General features: G+C 65.0%; 21 protein-coding genes and 1 tRNA gene. 15 read left to right on the forward strand and 7 right to left on the reverse strand.

Going from position 1 to position 19,360, the window contains the following annotated elements; translation table 11 throughout:
* A partial coding sequence (gene asd / locus PHX69_RS07770) for an archaetidylserine decarboxylase (protein WP_288043185.1) occupies positions 1–761 on the reverse strand: 761 nt, incomplete at its 3' end.
* A 167-nt stretch (positions 762–928) separates the two neighbouring features.
* On the opposite strand from asd, the gene PHX69_RS07775 reads away from it, so the two are divergent.
* The 4 genes from PHX69_RS07775 (at position 929) to PHX69_RS07790 (ending at position 3,669) form a co-directional block, all read left to right on the forward strand.
* The gene (locus PHX69_RS07775; RefSeq protein WP_288043186.1) at positions 929–2,098 is read left to right on the forward strand and encodes an HPP family protein; all 1,170 of its coding nucleotides are present in this window, start codon (positions 929–931) and stop codon (positions 2,096–2,098) included.
* Positions 2,099–2,346: 248 nt separating this feature from the next.
* A complete protein-coding gene (infA, locus tag PHX69_RS07780) occupies positions 2,347–2,592 on the forward strand; it encodes a translation initiation factor IF-1 (RefSeq protein ID WP_119013168.1) in 246 nt (81 codons plus the stop codon).
* Between the two features lie 87 nt (positions 2,593–2,679).
* Positions 2,680–2,756: transfer RNA gene (locus PHX69_RS07785), tRNA-Pro, on the forward strand.
* Between the two features lie 154 nt (positions 2,757–2,910).
* Complete coding sequence (locus PHX69_RS07790) at positions 2,911–3,669, forward strand: heparan-alpha-glucosaminide N-acetyltransferase (RefSeq protein WP_288043188.1); 759 nt, start codon at positions 2,911–2,913, stop codon at positions 3,667–3,669.
* A gap of 48 nt (positions 3,670–3,717) precedes the next feature.
* Here PHX69_RS07790 and PHX69_RS07795 read toward each other — a convergent pair whose 3' ends face one another.
* From PHX69_RS07795 to PHX69_RS07815, 5 genes are all read right to left on the reverse strand, one after another.
* Positions 3,718–4,503 carry a peptidylprolyl isomerase gene (locus PHX69_RS07795; protein ID WP_119013167.1) on the reverse strand — a complete coding sequence of 262 codons (786 nt, stop codon included), beginning with the start codon at positions 4,501–4,503 and terminating at the stop codon, positions 3,718–3,720.
* A gap of 72 nt (positions 4,504–4,575) precedes the next feature.
* Positions 4,576–4,857: a BolA family protein gene (locus PHX69_RS07800; protein ID WP_119013166.1), complete on the reverse strand. Its 282-nt coding sequence runs from the start codon at positions 4,855–4,857 to the stop codon at positions 4,576–4,578.
* Positions 4,854–5,408, reverse strand: a complete 555-nt coding sequence (locus tag PHX69_RS07805; RefSeq protein WP_119013165.1) for a septation protein A — start codon at positions 5,406–5,408, stop codon at positions 4,854–4,856. The genes PHX69_RS07800 and PHX69_RS07805 overlap by 4 nt, the downstream gene beginning before the upstream one ends.
* A 26-nt stretch (positions 5,409–5,434) precedes the next feature.
* Positions 5,435–5,848 (reverse strand): peptide-methionine (R)-S-oxide reductase MsrB, encoded by a 414-nt coding sequence (msrB, locus tag PHX69_RS07810; protein ID WP_119013164.1) that lies wholly within the window; start codon positions 5,846–5,848, stop codon positions 5,435–5,437.
* Complete coding sequence (locus tag PHX69_RS07815) at positions 5,845–7,335, reverse strand: protein adenylyltransferase SelO (RefSeq protein WP_288043189.1); 1,491 nt, start codon at positions 7,333–7,335, stop codon at positions 5,845–5,847. The genes msrB and PHX69_RS07815 overlap by 4 nt, the downstream gene beginning before the upstream one ends.
* 210 nt (positions 7,336–7,545) lie before the next feature.
* Between PHX69_RS07815 and PHX69_RS07820 the strand changes: the two genes are divergently transcribed.
* From PHX69_RS07820 to PHX69_RS07840, 5 genes are all read left to right on the forward strand, one after another.
* Positions 7,546–9,183: a 3-(methylthio)propionyl-CoA ligase gene (locus PHX69_RS07820; protein WP_288043191.1), complete on the forward strand. Its 1,638-nt coding sequence runs from the start codon at positions 7,546–7,548 to the stop codon at positions 9,181–9,183.
* A gap of 284 nt (positions 9,184–9,467) precedes the next feature.
* Positions 9,468–10,421 carry a branched-chain amino acid ABC transporter permease gene (locus tag PHX69_RS07825; RefSeq protein ID WP_119013161.1) on the forward strand — a complete coding sequence of 318 codons (954 nt, stop codon included), beginning with the start codon at positions 9,468–9,470 and terminating at the stop codon, positions 10,419–10,421.
* Positions 10,422–10,426: 5 nt separating this feature from the next.
* A complete protein-coding gene (locus tag PHX69_RS07830) occupies positions 10,427–11,686 on the forward strand; it encodes a branched-chain amino acid ABC transporter permease (RefSeq protein ID WP_288043192.1) in 1,260 nt (419 codons plus the stop codon).
* A 2-nt stretch (positions 11,687–11,688) separates the two neighbouring features.
* A complete protein-coding gene (locus tag PHX69_RS07835) occupies positions 11,689–12,471 on the forward strand; it encodes an ABC transporter ATP-binding protein (protein ID WP_288043194.1) in 783 nt (260 codons plus the stop codon).
* Between the two features lie 4 nt (positions 12,472–12,475).
* Entirely contained in the window at positions 12,476–13,171 is a 696-nt protein-coding gene (locus PHX69_RS07840; protein WP_119013158.1) for an ABC transporter ATP-binding protein, read from the forward strand.
* 4 nt (positions 13,172–13,175) lie between these two features.
* Here the strand turns inward: PHX69_RS07840 and PHX69_RS07845 are convergent, their stop codons facing one another.
* On the reverse strand, positions 13,176–13,595 hold the full coding sequence (locus tag PHX69_RS07845) for a cupin domain-containing protein (protein WP_206613243.1): 420 nt from the start codon (positions 13,593–13,595) through the stop codon (positions 13,176–13,178).
* Positions 13,596–13,798: 203 nt separating this feature from the next.
* Here PHX69_RS07845 and PHX69_RS07850 point away from each other — a divergent pair, with 203 nt between their 5' ends.
* From PHX69_RS07850 to PHX69_RS07875, 6 genes are all read left to right on the forward strand, one after another.
* On the forward strand, positions 13,799–14,230 hold the full coding sequence (locus tag PHX69_RS07850) for a PaaI family thioesterase (protein ID WP_119013186.1): 432 nt from the start codon (positions 13,799–13,801) through the stop codon (positions 14,228–14,230).
* An 86-nt stretch (positions 14,231–14,316) separates the two neighbouring features.
* Positions 14,317–15,333, forward strand: a complete 1,017-nt coding sequence (locus PHX69_RS07855; protein WP_288043195.1) for an NADP-dependent oxidoreductase — start codon at positions 14,317–14,319, stop codon at positions 15,331–15,333.
* Between the two features lie 32 nt (positions 15,334–15,365).
* Complete coding sequence (locus tag PHX69_RS07860) at positions 15,366–16,301, forward strand: glutathione S-transferase family protein (RefSeq protein WP_288043196.1); 936 nt, start codon at positions 15,366–15,368, stop codon at positions 16,299–16,301.
* A 101-nt stretch (positions 16,302–16,402) separates the two neighbouring features.
* Positions 16,403–17,614, forward strand: a complete 1,212-nt coding sequence (locus PHX69_RS07865) for a multidrug effflux MFS transporter (protein WP_288043197.1) — start codon at positions 16,403–16,405, stop codon at positions 17,612–17,614.
* A complete protein-coding gene (locus tag PHX69_RS07870; protein WP_288043198.1) occupies positions 17,614–19,023 on the forward strand; it encodes an MDR family MFS transporter in 1,410 nt (469 codons plus the stop codon). The genes PHX69_RS07865 and PHX69_RS07870 overlap by 1 nt, the downstream gene beginning before the upstream one ends.
* 101 nt (positions 19,024–19,124) lie before the next feature.
* The coding region (locus PHX69_RS07875) for a universal stress protein (RefSeq protein ID WP_288043200.1) at positions 19,125–19,360 on the forward strand (236 nt) is incomplete at its 3' end.

Here is a 19,360-nt window from a genome sequence, read left to right on the forward strand (position 1 = left end):
AGCAGCACGATGGTAGAGCCCAGCAAAAAGCGGCCCATTTCATCGCCTTGGCGCAGCTTGACTGGGGGCTTGCCAGCGTAATCCCAGCTGCGCAGGGTGCCGGTGCGCGGCGGGTTGACCACGCCGTGCCACACGGTGGCCATGCTGCCCACGATGGTGGCGCCCACCAGCACCATCACGAACGGCCCGCGTGCCGAGTCGAACACGCAGACCACGCGCTCGTTGCGGGCAAACAGCCCCGGCACGCCGCGCGCCGTGGTCGGGTTGACTGAGAACAGCGCGCCCGGCACATGCACCATGCGCCGCAGCTGGCCGTGGCAGGGCATGTGGATGCGGTGGTAGTCGCGCGGGCTGAGGTAAATGGTGGCGAAATGCCCGTTCTGGAACTGCGCGGCCAGCGCTGCGTCGCCGCCCAGCAGCGCGGTGGTGGAGTAGTGGTGGCCCTTGGCCTGAAAAATCTGGTCGCTGTCGATGGCGCCAAACTGGCTGACGGCGCCGTCCACCGGGCAGATCAGGTCGGCCTTGGACAGTGGGCGTGCGCCCGGGCGCAGGGCGCGGGTAAAGAAGTCATTGAAACTGGCGTAACTGGTGATGTCGGGGTTGGCAGCCTCGCTCATGTCCACGCCGTAGCGGGCAATAAAGCGCCGGATGAGGGCGGTGGTGAGTGAACCGGCTTGCGCCGAGGCGATGCGCCCTGCAAAGGTGGTCAGGGCACGCTGGGGCAAAAGGTACTGTGGCAGTACGGCAAGGCGGTCAGACACGGGTGGCTGTCAGGGTAGTGGCGGGAGTGGGGCATTCTATCGGTGGCCTTGTGCCAGCCAGGGGGACAATGCGTTGCGCCTGCACGCTCTGCGGGCCTGGATGCACAATGGGCGCGCCCATGATTGCACCCCTCGCGGTCGCGTTGGCGCCGTTCTGTTTCATCTCCATGCCCTTGCCTGATCCTTTGTTGCCACCGCGTTCTTTGTCCTTTGCCCACAGCGTGTGGTTGTGGCTACAACGGTTTTGGCCTGCCCCCGTGGGCATCACGGTGCGCGAAGGGCTGCGCATGGCCATCGGCATGGCCTGCGGCATGTTGCTGGTGGCTTGGCTGGGGCATGGGTGGGGTGCGCTCACGGGTTTGCAGGGGCCTTGGCTGCTGGCGTCGCTGGGGGCCAGTGCGGTGCTGGTGTTTGGCATGCCATCGAGCCCGTTGTCACAGCCCTGGCCGGTGTTGGCGGGCAGTTTGTTGTCGATGTGGGTGGGCGTTGCCAGTGCGGTGCTGGTGCCCGATGGTGCCTGGGCTGGCGCGCTGGCGGTGGCCGTTTCGGTGGCAGTCATGCTGCCTTTGCGCTGTTTGCATCCACCGGGGGCCGCACTGGCGTTGTCCATGGTGCTCAATCCGCAGCAGGCGGCACAGTTGCATGGATGGACTGTCCCCGTGACGCTGCTGGCCTTGCTGGCGGTGGGCATGCTCTACAACAACCTGACCGGGCGCCGATACCCGCACGCCCAGTCAGCGCCAGAGGTAGCGCCCCGTGGGCCGGGCGCTTTCACTTCCGCTGATTTGGACGCGGCGCTGTCGCACTACAACGGTGTGCTCGATGTAAGCCGTGCCGATCTGGAGGGGTTGTTGCACCTGGCGGGGCGCGCTGCCTTTGCCCGCACGCTGGGCGATTTGCGCTGCGAGGACATCATGTCCCAGCCAGTTTTGTCGGTGGAAGCGGCGGTATCGCTCAAGGACGCGCAGGCATTGATGCGCAGCGAACGGGTTAAAGCGCTGCCAGTGGTGGACGATCAGCGCCAGGTATGCGGCATCGTGACGGTGGCCGATTTCATGCGCCTGGCACGCACGGATGCGCCCGAGGGGCTGGGCCAGCGCCTGCGCAGCCTGGTGCGCGGGCGCAGCACACAGCCTACGCTGGTGGGGCAGATCATGTCGCAGCCGGTGCAGACGGCGCAAACCGGGCAGTTGGTCATGGAGTTGGTGCCGCTTTTTTCACAAGGCGGGCACCACCATATTCCGATCCTGGACGATCGCCAACGCCTGGTGGGCATCGTCACCCAGACGGACTTGGTGCGCGCCCTGGCCGGTGCGCTGCAAGTGCCACAGGCGTGATCGCGCCGGGCTGGGCGCAGGCAGGCGTTCAGCGCGCTACAATGTACGAGCTCATGCACAGCGCCTTGCCTGTCCATTGACGCCGTCTCCCCCGGCCTTCTTCCCGACCTGCGCCCCGGGTGCAGCGACTCCCACAGCCCGCCCGCACAGTGTGTCGAGCCCCCCAGGGGCAGCATTGCCGTGGTGGACATCCCCCCGCGCAGGCGCCAAACACAGATACCCATTGATTTGTTTTTACGAGATTGAATATGGCCAAAGAAGAACTCATTGAAATGCAAGGCAGCGTTACCGAAGTGCTGCCCGACTCGCGCTTTCGCGTCACCCTGGACAACGGGCATCAACTGATTGCCTATACCGGCGGCAAGATGCGCAAGCACCACATCCGTATTTTGGCGGGCGATAAAGTGTCGCTGGAGATGTCGCCTTACGACCTGACCAAGGGCCGCATCACCTTCCGCCACCTGGCTGGTCGGGGCCCGGCCCCTGGCCGTTGAGGCGCTGGGCGTCTGGCTTGCTGGTTAGCGTGAATATTTGCACTTTTCTCCAGATGCAGTGATTTTTGGGGTTAGAATACCAGCTGTCGGAGCGTAGCGCAGCCTGGTAGCGCATCTGCTTTGGGAGCAGAGGGTCGCGAGTTCGAATCCCGCCGCTCCGACCATTGTTTGAAAGACTTGCCGTTTACGCGGCAAGTCTTTTTTGCTTTGGGCCATTGTTTTGCCAGCAGGGCACAGCAGCCTTGGCGGGCTGTCATGATGGCGCCTTCTTTGCTCTGGTGACGCGTGACCCATCTTTGCCCCCCTGCGCCCACTGGCGTGTCCCCATCCCGTTTCGATGCCGTGGATGCCCTGCGTGGCATGGCCATGGTGTGGATGACGGTTTTCCACCTGTGCTTTGACCTGAGCCATTTTGGCTATTGGCCGCAAAATTTTCGGACTGACCCGTTCTGGACAGGCCAGCGCACAGCGATTGTGAGCATGTTTCTTTTTTGTGCCGGGTTGGGGCAGGCGATTGCCTTGTACCAGGGGCAGGGGTGGCGGCGGTTTGGTCGTCGCTGGGGGCAGATCGCCGCCGGAGCGTTGCTGGTCAGCGCGGGCTCATACGCCATGTTTCCCCAGAGCTTTATTTACTTTGGCGTACTCCATGGCATGGCTGTGATGCTGTTGCTCACGCGCTGCCTGGCCGCAGGGCAGGGAGCATTGTGGTGGGCGCTGGCGGGGGGCGTGGCCATTGCCCTGCCGGTGGTAGCGCAGCATTTGTTGACTGGGGCGTTGTCTGAATGGGCTGCGTTGTTCAATGCGCGCACGCTCAATTGGCTGGGGCTGGTGTCGCGCAAGCCCTATACCGAAGACTACGTGCCAGTGCTGCCCTGGTTGGGCGTGCTGTGGTGGGGGGGAGCCTGTGGGTGCTGGTTGTTGCTGCACAGGCCCTCCTGGCTCAGGATGGCGGTGCCTGCATTGCTGCGCCCCCTGGCTGTTTTGGGGCGCTGGAGCCTGGTCTATTACCTGCTGCACCAGCCCATCTTGATGGGTGTTCTGCTAGCGTGGGGAGCGTGGTGGGGTGTCACGCCATGAAAAAACGCGGCCTAAGCCGCGTTTCAGGTAGCAGCGCCTGCTACAGAATTATTCGACCTTGGCCTTGGCGCGCAGGTCTTCCTGGTACTTGGCCAGCTTTTGCTGTTCCAATTGCTGGGCAATCTGCGGCTTGACTTCTTCCAGGTTGGGCAGCTGGGCTTGGCGCAGGTCATCCAGGCGGATAACGTGCCAGCCGAACTGGCTCTTCACTGGGGCTTGGGTGATCTTGCCCTTTTCGAGCTTGATCAGTGCTTCGGTAAATTCTGATACATAGCTGTTGGGGTTGGCCCAATCCAGGTCGCCGCCCTTGGCGCCAGAACCTGGGTCTTTGGATTGCTTCTTGGCGATGTCTTCAAACTTGGCGCCCTTCTTGATGGAGGCGATGATGGCCTTGGCCTCATCTTCTTTTTCCACCAGGATGTGGCTGGCCTTGTATTCCTTGCCACCGTTGGCCGCTACGAACTTGTCGTATTCAGCCTGGATTTCAGCGTCCGTGACGGGGTGTTTGTTTTTGTATTCAGCAAACAGCTCGTTGATCAGGATTTGCTGGCGTGCCAACTCCATTTGGGCGCGGAAGTTGCTGGAGCCTTCAATGCCTTGTTTTTGCGCTTCTTGCGTAAAAACTTCGGCAGTGATGATCTGGTCTTTGATGCGCGCTTCGATATCGGGGGTGATCTGGCGGCCAGTGCGTTCCACCTGCTGCTTGACGGTGTCGAAGCGTTCTGCGGGAACGGGCTTGCCATTGACAATGGCCAGATTCTGGGCGGAGGCGGGCAGGGCTGCGGCACCCAACAGGGTGGCGGCCACAAGGCCTGACAAGAGCTGTTTCTTCATTCGAAATCCAAAAAAGAGAAGTTGGCTACAGACCGACGGTCGGCAAGCCGCAAGGTTTTTGCCAAGCCCTGGTCAGAGAATTTCAATGGCGATGGCATGGGCGCCGCGGTCAATAAATTCTTGCAGCGCATCATACACAAGGCGATGCCGCTGAACCCGTGACACATTGTTGAAACGCGGCGACGCAATGCGCACCCGAAAATGCGTGCCCGCGCCGGTGCCGTTGGCGCCCGCGTGGCCCGCGTGGGCATGGCTCTCGTCGAGTACTTGCAGGGCGGTGGGGGCGAGCTGGGCGCGCAGGCACTGCTCCATTGCCAGGGCGGTGATGGCCTCGGTGGTGGCGTTGGTGTTCATGGCTGGGCGTCCTTGGTGTTTTCAGGCTCTTTGAGGTAGCGCCCCAGGTACAGCGCCTGGGCAATGACGAAAACAAACATCAGCCCCATGCCGCCAAACAGCTTGAAGTTGACCCAGGTATCGGTGTCAAAGTGGTAGGCCACCCACAGGTTGAGCACGCCCATGGTGGCAAAAAATCCAGCCCAGGCCCAGTTCACGGTGCGCCAGACGCTGTCGGGCAATTCCATCTGCGCACCCATCAGGCTTTTGATGAAGTTCTTCTTGAAAAACAACTGCCCCACCAGCAGCGCCCCGCCCATCAGCCAGTACAGCACGGTGGGTTTCCATTTGATGAAGGTTTCGCTCTGGGCCAGCAGCGTGGCGCCGCCAAACAGCACGATCACGCCCAGGCTGAGCCATTGCATGGCCTCGACCTTGCCGTGCTTGTAGCGCAGGTAGCCGATTTGCACCACGGTGGCGGCGATGGCCACGGCGGTGGCGGCGTAAATGCCCCAGACCTTGAAGGCGACAAAGAACAGGATGATGGGGAAGAAGTCGATCAGGATTTTCATGGTGGCGGGGGCTTCTCAAGGCCCGGTCAGGAGGTGCGGGGCGTGAAGTCCAGGGACGCGGAGTTCATACAGTAGCGCAGGCCCGTGGGCGCGGGGCCGTCTTCAAACACGTGGCCCAGGTGGGCGCCGCATTGGGTGCACACGGTCTCGACGCGCACCATGCCGTGGCTGTGGTCGGTGATCTCGGTGATGGCGCCGGGCACGGCCTGGCTGAAGCTGGGCCAGCCGCAGCCCGCATCAAACTTGGTGCCCGCCTCGAACAGCTTGGCATCGCAGCAGATGCAGTGGTAGCTGCCGTCGGCCCAGACCTGGTTGTATTTGCCGGTGAAGGGGCGCTCGGTGGCGGCGTGGCGTGTGACTTGCAGCGCGCCGGGTTCGGCGTTTTTGGCAGCCAGCACGGCCTGCCATTCGGCTGGGGTTTTCTGGACAGGAAAGTTCATGATGAGCAGCTGATGGAGATGGAGGAGGCCCAGTCTGGCGGAAAGCCGGCCTGGGCGGTGTAGTCGGGGTGCTCGTCAAACGGGCGCTCCAGCAGGGTTTGGAGGGTGTGCAGCACAGAAAAATCCCCGGCTTGCGCGGCGGCGATGGCTTCTTCGGCCAGATGGTTGCGCAGCACGTAACAGGGGTTGGTTTTTAACATCAAATCGGCATCTGGCGCTTTCCCAGTAAGCGCCTCTAGCTCTGAATACGATAGCAACCATGCGTCCAGCGGGGCGCGATCGGCAAACAGGTCGCGCACGGGTTCGAACTGCTGCTGCGCCACGGCGTGCGACAGGCGGCGCCAGAAGATGGGGTAGTCCACGCCCTGGTCGGCCAGCAGTTGCAGGATGCCATCCATCACCGCACCTTCAGCCGGGTGCGGCGTGGTCAGCCCCAGCTTGGCGCGCATACGGCCCATGAACTGGCGCGGAAACTCGGTTTTGTACGAGGCCAGCGCGCCGTGGACGGCTGCAGGCTCGCCAATCAGCGGTTGCAGCGCCTGGCCCAGGCAGTACAAGTTCCAGTAGGCGATGTGCGGCTGGCGGTGGAAGGCGTAGCGGCCCTGGGTGTCGCTGTGGTTGCAGATATGGCCGGGCACGAAGGCATCGAGGAACTGGAACGGCCCGTAGTCCAGCGTCAGGCCCAGGATGCTCATGTTGTCGGTGTTGAGCACGCCGTGGCAAAAACCCACGGCCTGCCACTGCGCCACCAGCGCGGCGGTGCGCTCGCTCACGGCCTGCAAGAGCGCGGCGTAGGGGTTGCCGTTGCCAGCAGCGCCGGTGCGGCAGTCGGGGTAGTGCTGATCGATGACGGTGTCGGCCAGCTGGCGCAGCGCATCGAGCTGGTTGCGCGCCGCGAAGTGCTCGAAGTGGCCAAAGCGGATAAAGCTGGGCGCGGTGCGCGTGACCACGGCGGCGGTTTCCGCGCGCTCGCGGTACACCGGCGCGGGCGAGCCGGTGAGGCACAGCGCCCGTGTGGTGGGGATGCCCAGGGCGTGCATGGCTTCGCTGCACAAAAACTCGCGGATGCTGGAGCGCAGCACGGCGCGGCCATCGCCGCCGCGCGAGTAGGGCGTGGGGCCGCTGCCCTTGAGCTGGATTTCCTGCGGGCCGTGGGGCGTATCCACCTCGCCCAGCAGCAGGGCGCGGCCATCGCCCAGTTGCCCGGCCCACACGCCAAACTGGTGGCCGCTGTACACGCTGGCCAGCGGCGCGCTGCCCGGCAGCAGGGCGTTGCCGCTGAAGGCTTGCAGGGCCTCATCGGAGGGCAGCCAGTGCGCGTCCAGCCCCAGGGCCTTGGCGGTGCTGGCGCTGTGGGCCACCCAGTGCGGTGCGGGCAGCGGCGTGGGCTGCAGCCGGGTGCCAAACTGCGGGCCCAGCGCGGCAAAGCGGTTGCGCCAGTGCAGCGGCGGGCTGGTGGTGGGGGGCGCATCAAAGGGCGAATTCATGCGGGCATTGTCGCTGTGCGGGTGGTTTGCACAGGGCTTGCAGGGTTACTGGGTGGGCGCTGCTGCGGTGCGGGGGCGGGTGGTTTCTGGCTGCGATTGTCATCTGCGCGACAGGCGGCTTCCGGTGCCGCACGGCGCAGCAAAAGCCCTTGAAATTCACCCGTTACCATGTGCCGGTTTTCACATTCATAACAACCAAGGAGTACACCTATGCTGGGTTTGATGCAGAGTCAGCCATTGCTGATTTCGTCGCTGATTGAGTTTGCCGAACGCCACCACGGCAGCGGCGAGATTGTTTCGCGCCGTGTAGAGGGTGACATCCACCGCTACACCTACCGCGACCTGGCAGCGCGCGCCCGGCGTCTGGCCAATGCCCTTGACAGCGAAGGCTTGCAGCCCAGCGACCGCGTGGCCTCGCTGGCCTGGAACGGCTACCGCCACATGGAGATGTACTTTGGCGTCAGCGGCTCGGGCCGCGTGATGCACACCATCAACCCGCGCCTGCATCCCGACCAGATCGCCTGGATCATCAACCACGCCGAAGACCAGGTGCTGTGCTTTGACCTGACCTTCCTGCCGCTGGTGCAGGCCGTACATGCCAAGTGCCCCACCGTCAAAAAATGGGTGGCCCTGTGCGATGCCGACAAGCTGCCCGAGGGCAGCGGCATCCCCGGCCTGAGCAGCTACGAAGATTGGATTGGCGCGCATTCCAGCACCTATGTCTGGCCGCAGTTTGATGAAAACACCGCCTCCAGCATGTGCTACACCAGCGGCACCACTGGCAACCCCAAAGCGGCGCTGTACAGCCACCGCTCCACCACGCTGCACGCCTACGCTGCCGCGCTGCCCGATGTGATGTGCCTGTCGGCCCGCGACTCGGTGCTGCCCGTGGTGCCCATGTTCCACGTCAACGCCTGGGGCATTCCGTACTCTGCGGCGCTGACGGGCTGCAAGGTGGTGTTTCCCGGCCCGGCGCTGGACGGCAAATCGGTCTATGAGCTGATCGAGGCCGAGGGCGTGACCTACGCCGCTGGCGTGCCCACCGTCTGGCAGATGCTGCTGGGCCATGTCAAACCCAATGGCCTGCGTTTTTCCAGCCTCAAGCGCACGGTGATTGGCGGCTCGGCCTGCCCGCCCGCCATGATCACCGCCTTCCAGGAAGAGTTTGGCGTGGAAGTGCTGCACGCCTGGGGCATGACCGAGATGAGTCCCCTGGGCACGCTGTGTACCCTGAAAAACCACCAGTTGCACTGGCCCGCCCCCGAGCAGATGAAGGTGCTGCAAAAGCAGGGCCGGGCGCTGTACGGGGTGGACATGAAAATCATCGATGGCGACGGCAACGAACTGCCCTGGGACGGCAAAACCTACGGCGATCTGCTGGTGCGCGGCCCCTGGATTCTGGACACCTACTACAAGGGCGAGAGCCCGCTCGTCCAGGACGCCCAGGGCCGGGGCTGGTTCCCTACCGGCGACGTGGCCACCATTGACGCCGACGGCTTCATGCAGATCACCGACCGCAGCAAAGACGTGATCAAGTCGGGCGGCGAGTGGATCAGCTCCATCGACATCGAGAACATTGCCATGGCACACCCCGCCATTGCCATGGCCGCCTGCATTGGCATGCCCCACCCCAAGTGGGACGAGCGCCCCATCGTGGCCGTGGCCAGAAAGCCCGGCGCCGAGGTCACGCGCGAGGAGCTGCTGGCCTTTTACGAGGGCAAAACCGCCAAGTGGCAAATCCCGGACGATGTGGTGTTTGTCGATGCCATCCCGCTGGGCGCCACGGGCAAGATGCTCAAGACCCGGCTGCGTGAGCAGCTCAAGGATTACCGGCTGCCCGGCCTGTAATTGCACGCGCTGGCGCCAGTAGCACGGCGCCCAAGCTATCCTTGCGGCCCCCCGCCTGCGCAACGCACTGCGCGGCCGGGGGGCTTTTTTACATCTGGAAAGAGAATGTTTTTTGCTATTGAAAGAATAGCTTGTAGCGCATGCCCAATAAGCGCTAGAGCCATTTTTCACTGTTTATTTTCAGCGGGTGCTGCGGCCTTGCTTTTCAAGCCGTTTGCCGTTGCTTGGGTCGCTGCTGGCGCTAGCGCTGTGGCTCCCGTGCGCCCTTTGCGCCTGCGCCAGTCATGAGTGCCGAGCTGCTGGTGGTCTCGCTGCTCAATGGCGTCAGCTACGGGTTGCTGCTGTTCATGCTCAGTTCGGGGCTGACGCTGATTTTCAGCATGATGGGCGTGCTCAATTTTGCGCACACCAGTTTTTACATGCTGGGCGCTTATCTGGCCTACACGCTGTCGGGGGTGGTGGGGTTCTGGTGGGCGCTGGTGCTGGCGCCGCTGGCCGTGGGCGTGCTGGGCGCACTGTTTGAGCGCTACTGCCTGCGCCGCGTCCACCGCTTTGGCCATGTGCCCGAGCTGCTGGTCACGTTCGGCCTGTCGTATGTGATGGTGGAGCTGGTGCAGCTGGTGTGGGGGCGCTCCACAGTGCCTTATGGCCTGCCCGAGGCCTTGCAGGGGCCGCTGTTTACGCTGTATGGCACGCAGTTCCCGAAGTCGCGCGCGTTCATCATGCTGGTGGCGCTGTGGATGCTGCTGGTGGTGTGGCTGCTGCTGACGCGCACGCGCATCGGCCTGGTGATACAGGCCGCGCTCAAGCACCCCGAGATGGTGCAGGCGCTGGGCCACAACGTACCGCGCGTGTTCATGGGGGTGTTTGGCGGCGGTTGCGCGCTGGCCGCGCTGGCGGGGGTGATTGGCGGCAACACCTACGTCACCGAACCCGCCATGGCAGGCGCCGTGGGCTCCATTATTTTTGTGGTGGTGGTGGTGGGCGGGCTGGGCTCGCTGGCGGGGGCGTTCTGGGCCTCGCTGCTGATTGGGCTGGTGCAGACCTTGGCCGTGGCGCTGGATTATTCGCTGGCCAGCGCCTTGCAGGGCCTGGGCATCGCGGTGCATGAGGGCACCTGGGGCTGGCCGCTGCTCAAGCTGACGGCGGCGCAGGTGGCGCCCATCCTGCCCTACCTGCTGTTGGTGTTGATGCTGATCCTGCGCCCCAAGGGGCTGCTGGGCACGCGGGAGGGCTGATAGACATGGGCCGTTTTGCCGTCTGGGCGTTGTTTGCGCTGGTGTTGGTGGCCTCGCCGCTGGTGTTTTCCAGCAGTTTGGCGCTGACCATGCTCTCGCAGATGGGCTACCTCATCCTGATTTGCCTGTCGTACAACATCTTGCTGGGGCAGGGCGGCATGCTCAGCTTTGGCCATGCGGTGTATACCGGGCTGGGTGGGTTTATCGCCATCCATGCCATGAACCTGGCGGGCCAGGGCGTGTGGCGGGTGCCGCTGGTGCTGGTGCCGCTGGTAGGCGGCGCAGCGGGCCTGTTGTGTGCTGCGCTGCTGGGCTTTGTCAGCACGCGCAAAGCGGGCACCCCGTTTTCGATGATTACCCTGGGGCTGGGTGAACTGGTGGCCGCCATGGCGCTGATGTTTCCTGAGTTTTTTGGTGGCGAGGGCGGCATTACCACCAACCGCGTGTATGGCAGCGCCTTCATGGGCATCACCTTTGGCCCTGCTATTCAGGTGTATTACCTGATTGCCGCCTATTGCTTTATGGGCACCGCCGCCATGTTTGCCTTTACCGGCACCCCGCTGGGGCGTTTGTTGAACGCCGTGCGCGACAACCCCGAGCGCGTCGAATTCATCGGCTACAACCCGCAGCGTGTGCGCCACCTGGCTTTCACCATGGCCGGTTTTTTTGCCGGTGTGGGCGGGGCGCTGGCGGCCATCCACTTCGAGATCGTGACCGGTGCTGACAGCTTCAGCATGGCCCGCTCGGGCAGCTACCTGCTGTTTACCTTTTTGGGCGGGGCGGCGTTTTTTGCCGGGCCCATCATTGGCGCAGTGCTGCTGGTTCTGGCTACGGTGCTGCTGTCGGAATGGAGCCAGGCATGGCTGCTGTACCTGGGCCTGGTGTTTTTGGGCATGGTGATGTATGCGCCCGGGGGCGTAGCCAGCCTGGTCATGGCCCTGGTGCGCCTGGCCCGCCGGGGGCAACTGCGTGCGCTGGTGCCCGCTTGCCTGGCGCTGGCAGGCGCCGCCTTGCTGGCGCTGCTGGGCGCTGCCTGCATGATCGAGATGGTGTACCACTTGCAGCGCAATGCCGCGCTGGGGCCGCAGCTGACATTTCTGGGCGCCACGCTGGATGCCAGTGCGCTGGTCAGCTGGCTGGGCGCTGCGGGTGTACTGCTGACCGGGGCCGGGCTGTTTGCCCTGTGCCAGCGCCAGTGGGCACGGCAGTGGAGCCAGCTCCAGCTGGGCAGTACGCACACCACCCCGCACACAGAGGAGCCGTAACCATGGCGCCCACCCCACCCTTGGCGCTGGAGCTGCGCGGCCTGCACAAAAGCTTTGGCAAAACCGACATCATCCGGGGCGTGGACTTGGCGGTTGCGCCCGGCGAGCGCGTGGCCATCATCGGCCCCAACGGCGCGGGCAAGTCAACCCTGTTCAACCTCATCAGCGGGCGGTGCGCGCCCAGCAGCGGCCAGGTGTGGCTGAACGGCCAGCGCATCGATGGCAAAAAGCCGTTCCAAATCCACCGCCTGGGCCTGAGCCGCAGCTTCCAGATCAGCCACCTGTTCCCCCAGCTCAGCGTGTTTGACAACTTGCGCTGTAGCGTGCTCTGGAGCCTGGGCTACCGCTACAGCTTCTGGCGCTTGCTCTCCGGCATGCGCGACGCCAACGCGCGCACCGAGCAGCTCGTGGCGCAACTGCACCTGGAGCACAAGCGCGATGTGCTGGCTGCCAACCTCACCTACGCCGAGCAGCGCGCGCTGGAGATTGGCATCACCATCGCCAGTGGCGCCCCCGTCGTTTTGCTCGATGAGCCCACCGCCGGCATGAGCCAGAGCGAAACCCGGCGCTTTGTCCAGCTCATCAAGCAAGTCACCGAAGGGCGCACCCTGCTCACCGTGGAGCACGATATGGGCGTGGTGTTTGGCCTGGCCGACAAGATTGCCGTGCTGGTCTATGGCCAGGTGATTGCCTTTGACACCCCTGAGCAGGTGCGCGCCAACCCGCGCGTGCAAGCGGCCTACCTGGGCACCGCCCCCGACAACGCCCCGACAGAACCAGACTGAGCACATGCTGCACATCGATAACCTGCACGCCTACTACGGCAAAAGCCATGTGCTGCATGGCGTCCACTTTGCTGTGCAGCCCGGCGAAATCGTCGCGCTGCTGGGGCGCAACGGCTCGGGCCGCTCCACCACGGCCAAGGCCATCATGGGCCTGGTGGACTGGCAGGGCAGCGTGCGCTGGAAGGGCCAGAGCCTGGCGGGGCGCGCCCCCTACGACATCGCCCACGCGGGCATAGGCTACGTGCCCGAGGGGCGCGAGGTGTTTCCGCACCTCACAGTGCAGCAAAACCTGCTGCTGGGGCAAAAGGGCCGTGGCAAAGGCAGCCGCTGGTCGCTGGATGACATGTATGCCATGTTTCCGCGCCTGAAAGCGCGCCAGCACACCGAGGCGGGCGTGCTCTCGGGCGGCGAGCAGCAAATGCTTACCCTGTGCCGCACGCTGATGGGCGACCCCGACCTCATCCTCATCGACGAGCCCACCGAGGGCCTGGCGCCCCAGCTCATTGAACTGGTGGCGCAGTACCTGCAAGCGCTCCAGGCGCGCGGCATTGCGGTGCTGTTGATAGAGCAAAAGCTCACCATTGCCTTGCGCGTGTCCGACCGCGCCCTGGTCATGGGCCAGGGCCGCATCGTCTTTGACGGCACACCCGCCAGCCTGCAAGCCGACGATGCCGTGCGCCAGGAGTGGCTGGAGGTGTAGAGGCTCAGCAGGCCTGCCAGGGCCCGGCCACCAGCTCGGCCTCATCGGGGCCGGGCCAGGGCGGCATGGTCACGCCCACGGCGGCAAAGGGCGTGCTGCCCACGGCCTTGAACTGAAAGCGGGTGCCTTGCGGAATCGACAGGCTCACGCCGGCGGTCAAGGTGACCACTTCTTCGCGCTCGCCCTGGCAGCGCCACATCTGGGCCTCGCCGCTGAGCACGTACCACAGCTCTTCCACGGTTTTGTGCTGCACCGCAGCCGAGCAGCGGCCCGGTGCCAGCGCAAAGTGCGCCATGGAGCCGCCCCGCACCCCCGCCAGCACCCGCACGTCCGAGCCATCGGGCGCAGTGACGGTGGGCTCCAGGGGCAGGGCCACGGTAGAAAACGGTGGTGTGGGCAGCGGGGCAGGGTGTTGGTCTTGCATGGCGGGCCAAAAATTGCACGATTGCACCATACCGGCAGCGCCAGACCAAGCGTCCAATCACCCCGGCGACAACCTTTGGCACTGCGCCGCCGCACAATCTGGCGCCCCCTTCGGCAGGCCACTGTGGTGCCCGAGCGCATTGGGGGCCGTGGTATGGCGCGCGGTATCCTGCGCGCTCTGTTTTTTGCTTCCTGGAGTGTGTCGTGTTGAAATTTGGTGTGGAAATCCCCTTCGTCAGCCACCTCGGCTTTACCCTGCACCGCATGGAGGGCGGCGAGTCCGAGCTGCGCTACGAAGCAAAGCCCGAGCACCTGAACTCGTTTGACGTGACGCATGGCGGTGCCACCATGACCTTGCTGGACGTGACCCTGGCCACGGCTGCACGCAGCGACACCCCCGACATGGGCGTGGTCACCATCGAGATGAAAACCAGCTTCATGCACCCCGCGCGCGGCCCGCTGGTGGCCAAGGGCCGCTTGATCCACCGCACGGCCACCATGGCGTTCACCGAAGGCACTGTGTTCGACGCCCAGGGGCGCGTGTGCAGCCATGCCACCGGCACCTTCAAATACGTCAAGCGCCTGCCCGTGGACAGCCGCAGCACCCACGCCCTGAAAGCCATTTCCACCGATTGATGGTCAGTTTTTTATAGTCAAATCAGGCTCTGGCGCCCTGTGGTAGGGCGCAAGCAGCTATCAAAAGTGTAGTAAAGGAAAGCACCATGCCCCGCAACCAGCAAATCCTGCTCGACAACCGCCCCCAAGGTCAGGCCAGTGCCAGCAACTTCAAGCTGGTGGCCAGCGACACCCCGGCGCTGCAAGACGGCCAGGTGCTGGTGCGCCACCACTACCTGAGCCTGGACCCCTATATGCGCGGCCGCATGAACGACAGCAAGAGCTACGCCGCACCCCAGCCCCTGGGCGAGGTGATGCAGGGCGGCACCGCAGGCGAGGTGATCGAATCCCGAGACCCCAGGTTCGCTGTGGGCGACAAGGTGGTGGGCTTTGGCGGCTGGCAGGAGTACAGCGTGGTCAACGCCGCCCAGCCCGGCACCCTGAAAAAAGTGGACACCACGCGGGTGCCCCTCTCGCACTACCTGGGCGCGGTGGGCATGCCGGGCGTGACCGCCTGGTACGGCCTGGTCAAGATCATTGCGCCCAAGGCGGGCGATACCGTGGTGGTCAGCGCCGCCACGGGCGCCGTGGGCAGCGCTTTTGCAGCGCTGGCCAAGGCGCGCGGCTGCCGCGTGGTGGGCATTGCCGGCGGGCCTGACAAATGCCGCTACGCCACCGAAGAGCTGCACTTTGGCGCCTGCATCGACTACCGCGTCCATGCCGACACCCCCGCCATGGCCCAGGCGCTGAAAGCGGCTTGCCCCGATGGCATTGACGGCTATTTTGAAAACGTGGGCGGCTACATCCTGGATGCTGTGATGCTGCGCATGAACGCCTTTGGCCGCATCGCCCTGTGCGGCATGATCGCGGGCTACGACGGTGCGCCGCTGCCCATGGCCCACCCGGCGCTGTTGCTGCTCAACCGCATCAAAATGGAAGGCTTCATCGTCAGCGAGCACATGGAGGTCTGGCCCGAGGCCCTGGCCGAACTGGGTCAGCTGGTGGCCAGCGGCCAACTGAGCCCGCGCCAGAGCATTGCGCAAGGCATTGCCGCCGCGCCCGAGGCGTTTTTGGGCCTGCTCAAGGGCAAGAACTTTGGCAAGCAGCTCGTCCAGCTGGTCTGATACCTGTGCATCTCCTCCCGGAAAGGCCCTCTATGACCGCGCTCATCCTGCACCACTACCCCGCGTCGCCGTTCTCTGAAAAAATCCGGCGCGCGCTGGCTTACAAGCAGTTGCCCTGGAAGTCGGTGGTCGTGCCCACCATCTTGCCCAAGCCTGATGTGCAGGCGCTCACGGGCGGCTATCGCAAGACGCCTTTTTTGCAGATTGGCGCCGACATTTACTGCGATTCGGCCCTGATCTGCGATGTGCTGGAGCACGTGCAGCCCGAGCCCGTGCTGTACCCGCCCCACCTCAAGGGCGTGGCGCGGGTGTTTGCGCAGTGGGCTGACAGCACCTTGTTCGGGGCCGCCATGGCCTACAACCTGCAACCGCGTGGCGCTGCCGCCCTGTTTGCCAACCTGCCCGAAGGCATGGCCCAGGCTTTCAGCGAAGACCGCCGTGAAATGAGCGCAGGCATGCCGCGCCTGCGCCCGCCCGAGGCCACCGCCGCCTACCGCTCGTACCTGCGGCGCATTGCGCACATGGCCGAAGAGCACGACTTTTTGTTCGGTGCCGAGCCCTGCCTGGCCGACTTTGCCGCCTACCACCCGCTGTGGTTCACGCGCACCTGTGTGCCGGTGATGGCCGACATCTTCGCGGCCACGCCCGCCGTGCTGGAGTGGATGGACCGCATCGCCGCGCTGGGCTTGCAGCGCATGGAAAAGTTCAGCGCCGAAGACGCCATCACCGTGGCCGCCAGGGCCGAGCCGCTGCCGCTGGGGGACGAGGTTTTTCAGGACGAGCACGGCATTGCGCTGGGCTCCAGCGTACAGATCGCTGCCGACAGCTTTGGCACCGAGCCCACCCAGGGCGAGCTGCTGGCCGCCACGCGCACGCGTTACACGCTGCGCCGCCAAGACCCGCGCGCGGGCACCGTTCACGTCCACTTTCCGCGCATTGGTTACACCCTGCGGCAGGCCCAGGCGTGAGGGCCGGCCCGCGCTAACCACCGCCCACCGCCCCCACTGCGGGTCGGTGCTTGGTGCCCGTGGCCAGCAGAACCAGGCCACGGTGGCGACAATCAAACGCTATGCTTTTTTCCCGCTTTTTGAAAATGGCCCTGATTTTGGGTCTGCTCTCGGCCATCGGGCCTTTCGCCATTGACATGTACCTGCCCGCGCTGCCCGCCATTGGCCAAAGCCTGGGCGCCGAAGTGGGGGCTGTGCAATGGAGCCTGACCGCGTTCTTCCTGGCGCTGGGCGTGGGCCAATTGCTGTATGGGCCGGTGTCCGACATGCTCGGGCGCAAGCCGCCGCTGTACTTTGGCCTGGGCCTGTTCACCCTGGCCAGCGTGGGCTGTGCGCTGGCCACCGACATCGACACCCTGGTTGCGCTGCGCTTTGTGCAGGGGCTGGGGGCTGCCGCTGGCATGGCCATTCCGCGTGCCGTGGTGCGCGACCTGCACACCGGCACCGAGGCCGCGCGGCTGATGTCGCTGCTGATGCTGGTGTTCAGCGTCTCGCCCATCCTGGCGCCGTTGGCGGGCAGCGCGCTGATTGCCGTGACCGGCTGGCGCGGCGTGTTCTGGGCCGTGGCGTTGGCCGCCACGGCGGGGCTGGCGCTGGTGTTCACCACGCTGTCAGAGACCCGGCCCGCGTCTGAGCGCGTGCAAAGCAGCTTGGCCAGTGCCTTGCACGCCTATGGCCTGCTGCTGCGCGACCGCCATTACCTGGGGCTGGTTTTCATTGGGGGCTGCGCCATGTCCGGCTTTTTTGTCTATCTGGCCAGTTCGCCGTTTGTGCTTATCAACCATTACGGGCTCACGCCCACCCAGTACAGCCTGGCGTTTTCGGTCAATGCTGTGGCGTTTATCGGCGCGTCGCAGCTGACGGGGGCATTGGGTGAGCGTTTCGGGCTGGTGCGCGTGGTCAAGGCCGCTGCCAGCGCCTCGGGGGCGATGATGCTGGTATTGCTGGGCTACTACCTGGCCGGTGGCGACCGGCTGGCGGTGCTGATTGCGCTGTATTTCATCGCCAGCGCTTTCATGGGGCTGGTGATCCCGACCACCTCTGTGCTGGCACTGGAGCAGCATGGTGCCATTGCGGGCACGGCTTCGGCCCTGTTGGGCACGTTGCAGATGCTCACGGGTGCAGCCGCCATGGGGGTAGTGGGCCTGTTTTCGAGCGGCCAGCCACTGCCCATGGTGGTGGGGATGGCCGCAGGCGCCCTGGTGGGTGTGGCGCTGACCTGGCTGACGCTGGGCCGGGTGCATTCGGGCGCCTTGCAGGAGCGCCGCGCCTGATGCCCCCCCAGAGCGCTTTGCCCGACGGCCTGCCCGCGCCCGCGCGCAGCCGCGCCATGCTGGTCATCATCCTGGGCCTGACGGTGGCGGTGCTCGACGGCAGCGTCGTCAACCTGGCCCTGCCGGGCATTGCCCGCGAGATGAACGCCAGCGCCGCGCACGCCATCTGGGTGGTCAACGCCTACCAGATGGCCACGCTGATCATGCTGCTGCCGCTGGCCTCGCTGGGCGAGCGCCTGGGCTACCGGCGCGTGTACCTGCTGGGCTTGGGGCTGTTTGCGCTGGCCTCGGTGGGTGCCATGCTGGCCAATTCGCTGGGCACCCTGATTGCTGCGCGCGCCGTGCAGGGCCTGGGCGCGGCGGGCATCATGAGCGTGAATGCGGCCCTGGTGCGCCTGATTTACCCGCGTGCGCAGCTGGGCCGGGGCATGGCCATCAATTCGATGGTGGTGGCCATCTCTTCGGTGGCCGGGCCTACGGTGGCCGCCATGGTGCTGTCGGTGGCCTCGTGGCCCTGGCTGTTTGCGCTGAACCTGCCACTGGGTGCTTTCACGGTGTGGCTGGGGCGGCGGGCCTTGCCGCACAACCCGGTGGCAGCGCTGGGCGGGCGCCATTCGTGGCTGGACGTGGTGCTCAATGGGCTCATGTTTGCGCTGATTTTTGTCGGCGCCGAGCGCCTGAGTGTGCGCGGTGGCGTGGCATCGGGCACGGCCTCGCCCCTGGCCTGGGGCCTGCTGGCCGCCGGGGTGCTGGTGGGCGTGGTGTATTGGCGCCGCCAGCAGCGCCTGGCCGTGCCGCTGTTGCCAGTCGATTTGCTGCGCATACCGGTGTTTGCGCTCTCGATGGGCGCATCGGTAGGGGCGTTTTGTGCGCAGATGCTGGCTTATCTGGCGCTGCCGTTTTTGCTGCTGGAGGGTTTTGGCCGCACCCCGTTGCAGGCGGGCCTGCTGCTGACGGCCTGGCCGCTGGCGATTGTGGTGGTGGCCCCGCTGGTCGGGCGGCTCATTGGCCGTTACCCCGACGGGCTGCTGGGCGGCATCGGCATGGCGGTGTTTGCCTGCGGCCTGGCGTTGCTGGCGAGCTTGCCCGCTGCGCCATCGGATTGGAATCTGGTTTGGCGCCTGGCGGTGTGCGGCGCCGGGTTTGCGCTGTTCCAGTCGCCCAACAACCACACCATCGTCACCACTGCACCCTTGCAGCGCAGCGGCGCGGCCAGCGGCATGCTGGGCACCGCGCGGTTGACGGGGCAAACCACCGGGGCGGTGATTTTGGCGGCGCTGTTTGCCGTCTGGCCACCGCACAACGGCCAGGGGGAAGTGGTGGCGCTGTGGCTGGGGGCAGGGTGTGCAGTTTTTTCCGGGGTATGCAGCTCTTTGCGTGTGCGCGCGCCCCAAGGGGCAGGGCACTGAGCGCATTCGGGAATCACCGTGGGCGCCGCAATCACGCGCTAAGCTAATGGGGTTTTTGTCACGCTGGTTGTCAGCGATTGTTTTTTTAAAAAGGAGAGGTTATGTACAAGCATCTTTTCGTGCCCGTGGATGGGTCGGAACTGTCCCACCGCGCCATGGAGGGCAGCATTGCGCTGGCCGCCCAGCTGGGCGCGCGCATCACGGGTTTTGTCGTCGAGCCAGACCTGCCGCTGTCTGCCACCAGCCACGACGCCGATGCTTTCACCCACCGCATCAAAGCCCACGAGGCCCGCAACACCGAGCACGCCCAAGCCCTGCTGGGCCAGTTTGAAGAGCG

The organism is Simplicispira sp. (assembly GCF_028687295.1).
In the GTDB taxonomy this organism is placed as follows: Bacteria; Pseudomonadota; Gammaproteobacteria; order Burkholderiales; family Burkholderiaceae_C; genus Simplicispira; species Simplicispira metamorpha.

Bases quoted from the DNA above. Each gene is read 5' to 3' on its own strand.
- PHX69_RS07775 (WP_288043186.1), top strand. From the start codon at position 929: ATGCCCTTGCCTGATCCTTTGTTGCCACCGCGTTCTTTGTCCTTTGCC.
- infA (WP_119013168.1), top strand. From the start codon at position 2,347: ATGGCCAAAGAAGAACTCATTGAAATGCAAGGCAGCGTTACCGAAGTG.
- PHX69_RS07795 (WP_119013167.1), bottom strand. From the start codon at position 4,503: ATGAAGAAACAGCTCTTGTCAGGCCTTGTGGCCGCCACCCTGTTGGGT.
- PHX69_RS07800 (WP_119013166.1), bottom strand. From the start codon at position 4,857: ATGAACACCAACGCCACCACCGAGGCCATCACCGCCCTGGCAATGGAG.
- PHX69_RS07805 (WP_119013165.1), bottom strand. From the start codon at position 5,408: ATGAAAATCCTGATCGACTTCTTCCCCATCATCCTGTTCTTTGTCGCC.
- msrB (WP_119013164.1), bottom strand. From the start codon at position 5,848: ATGAACTTTCCTGTCCAGAAAACCCCAGCCGAATGGCAGGCCGTGCTG.
- PHX69_RS07815 (WP_288043189.1), bottom strand. From the start codon at position 7,335: ATGAATTCGCCCTTTGATGCGCCCCCCACCACCAGCCCGCCGCTGCAC.
- PHX69_RS07820 (WP_288043191.1), top strand. From the start codon at position 7,546: ATGCTGGGTTTGATGCAGAGTCAGCCATTGCTGATTTCGTCGCTGATT.
- PHX69_RS07825 (WP_119013161.1), top strand. From the start codon at position 9,468: ATGAGTGCCGAGCTGCTGGTGGTCTCGCTGCTCAATGGCGTCAGCTAC.
- PHX69_RS07830 (WP_288043192.1), top strand. From the start codon at position 10,427: ATGGGCCGTTTTGCCGTCTGGGCGTTGTTTGCGCTGGTGTTGGTGGCC.
- PHX69_RS07835 (WP_288043194.1), top strand. From the start codon at position 11,689: ATGGCGCCCACCCCACCCTTGGCGCTGGAGCTGCGCGGCCTGCACAAA.
- PHX69_RS07840 (WP_119013158.1), top strand. From the start codon at position 12,476: ATGCTGCACATCGATAACCTGCACGCCTACTACGGCAAAAGCCATGTG.
- PHX69_RS07845 (WP_206613243.1), bottom strand. From the start codon at position 13,595: ATGCAAGACCAACACCCTGCCCCGCTGCCCACACCACCGTTTTCTACC.
- PHX69_RS07855 (WP_288043195.1), top strand. From the start codon at position 14,317: ATGCCCCGCAACCAGCAAATCCTGCTCGACAACCGCCCCCAAGGTCAG.
- PHX69_RS07860 (WP_288043196.1), top strand. From the start codon at position 15,366: ATGACCGCGCTCATCCTGCACCACTACCCCGCGTCGCCGTTCTCTGAA.
- PHX69_RS07865 (WP_288043197.1), top strand. From the start codon at position 16,403: ATGCTTTTTTCCCGCTTTTTGAAAATGGCCCTGATTTTGGGTCTGCTC.
- PHX69_RS07870 (WP_288043198.1), top strand. From the start codon at position 17,614: ATGCCCCCCCAGAGCGCTTTGCCCGACGGCCTGCCCGCGCCCGCGCGC.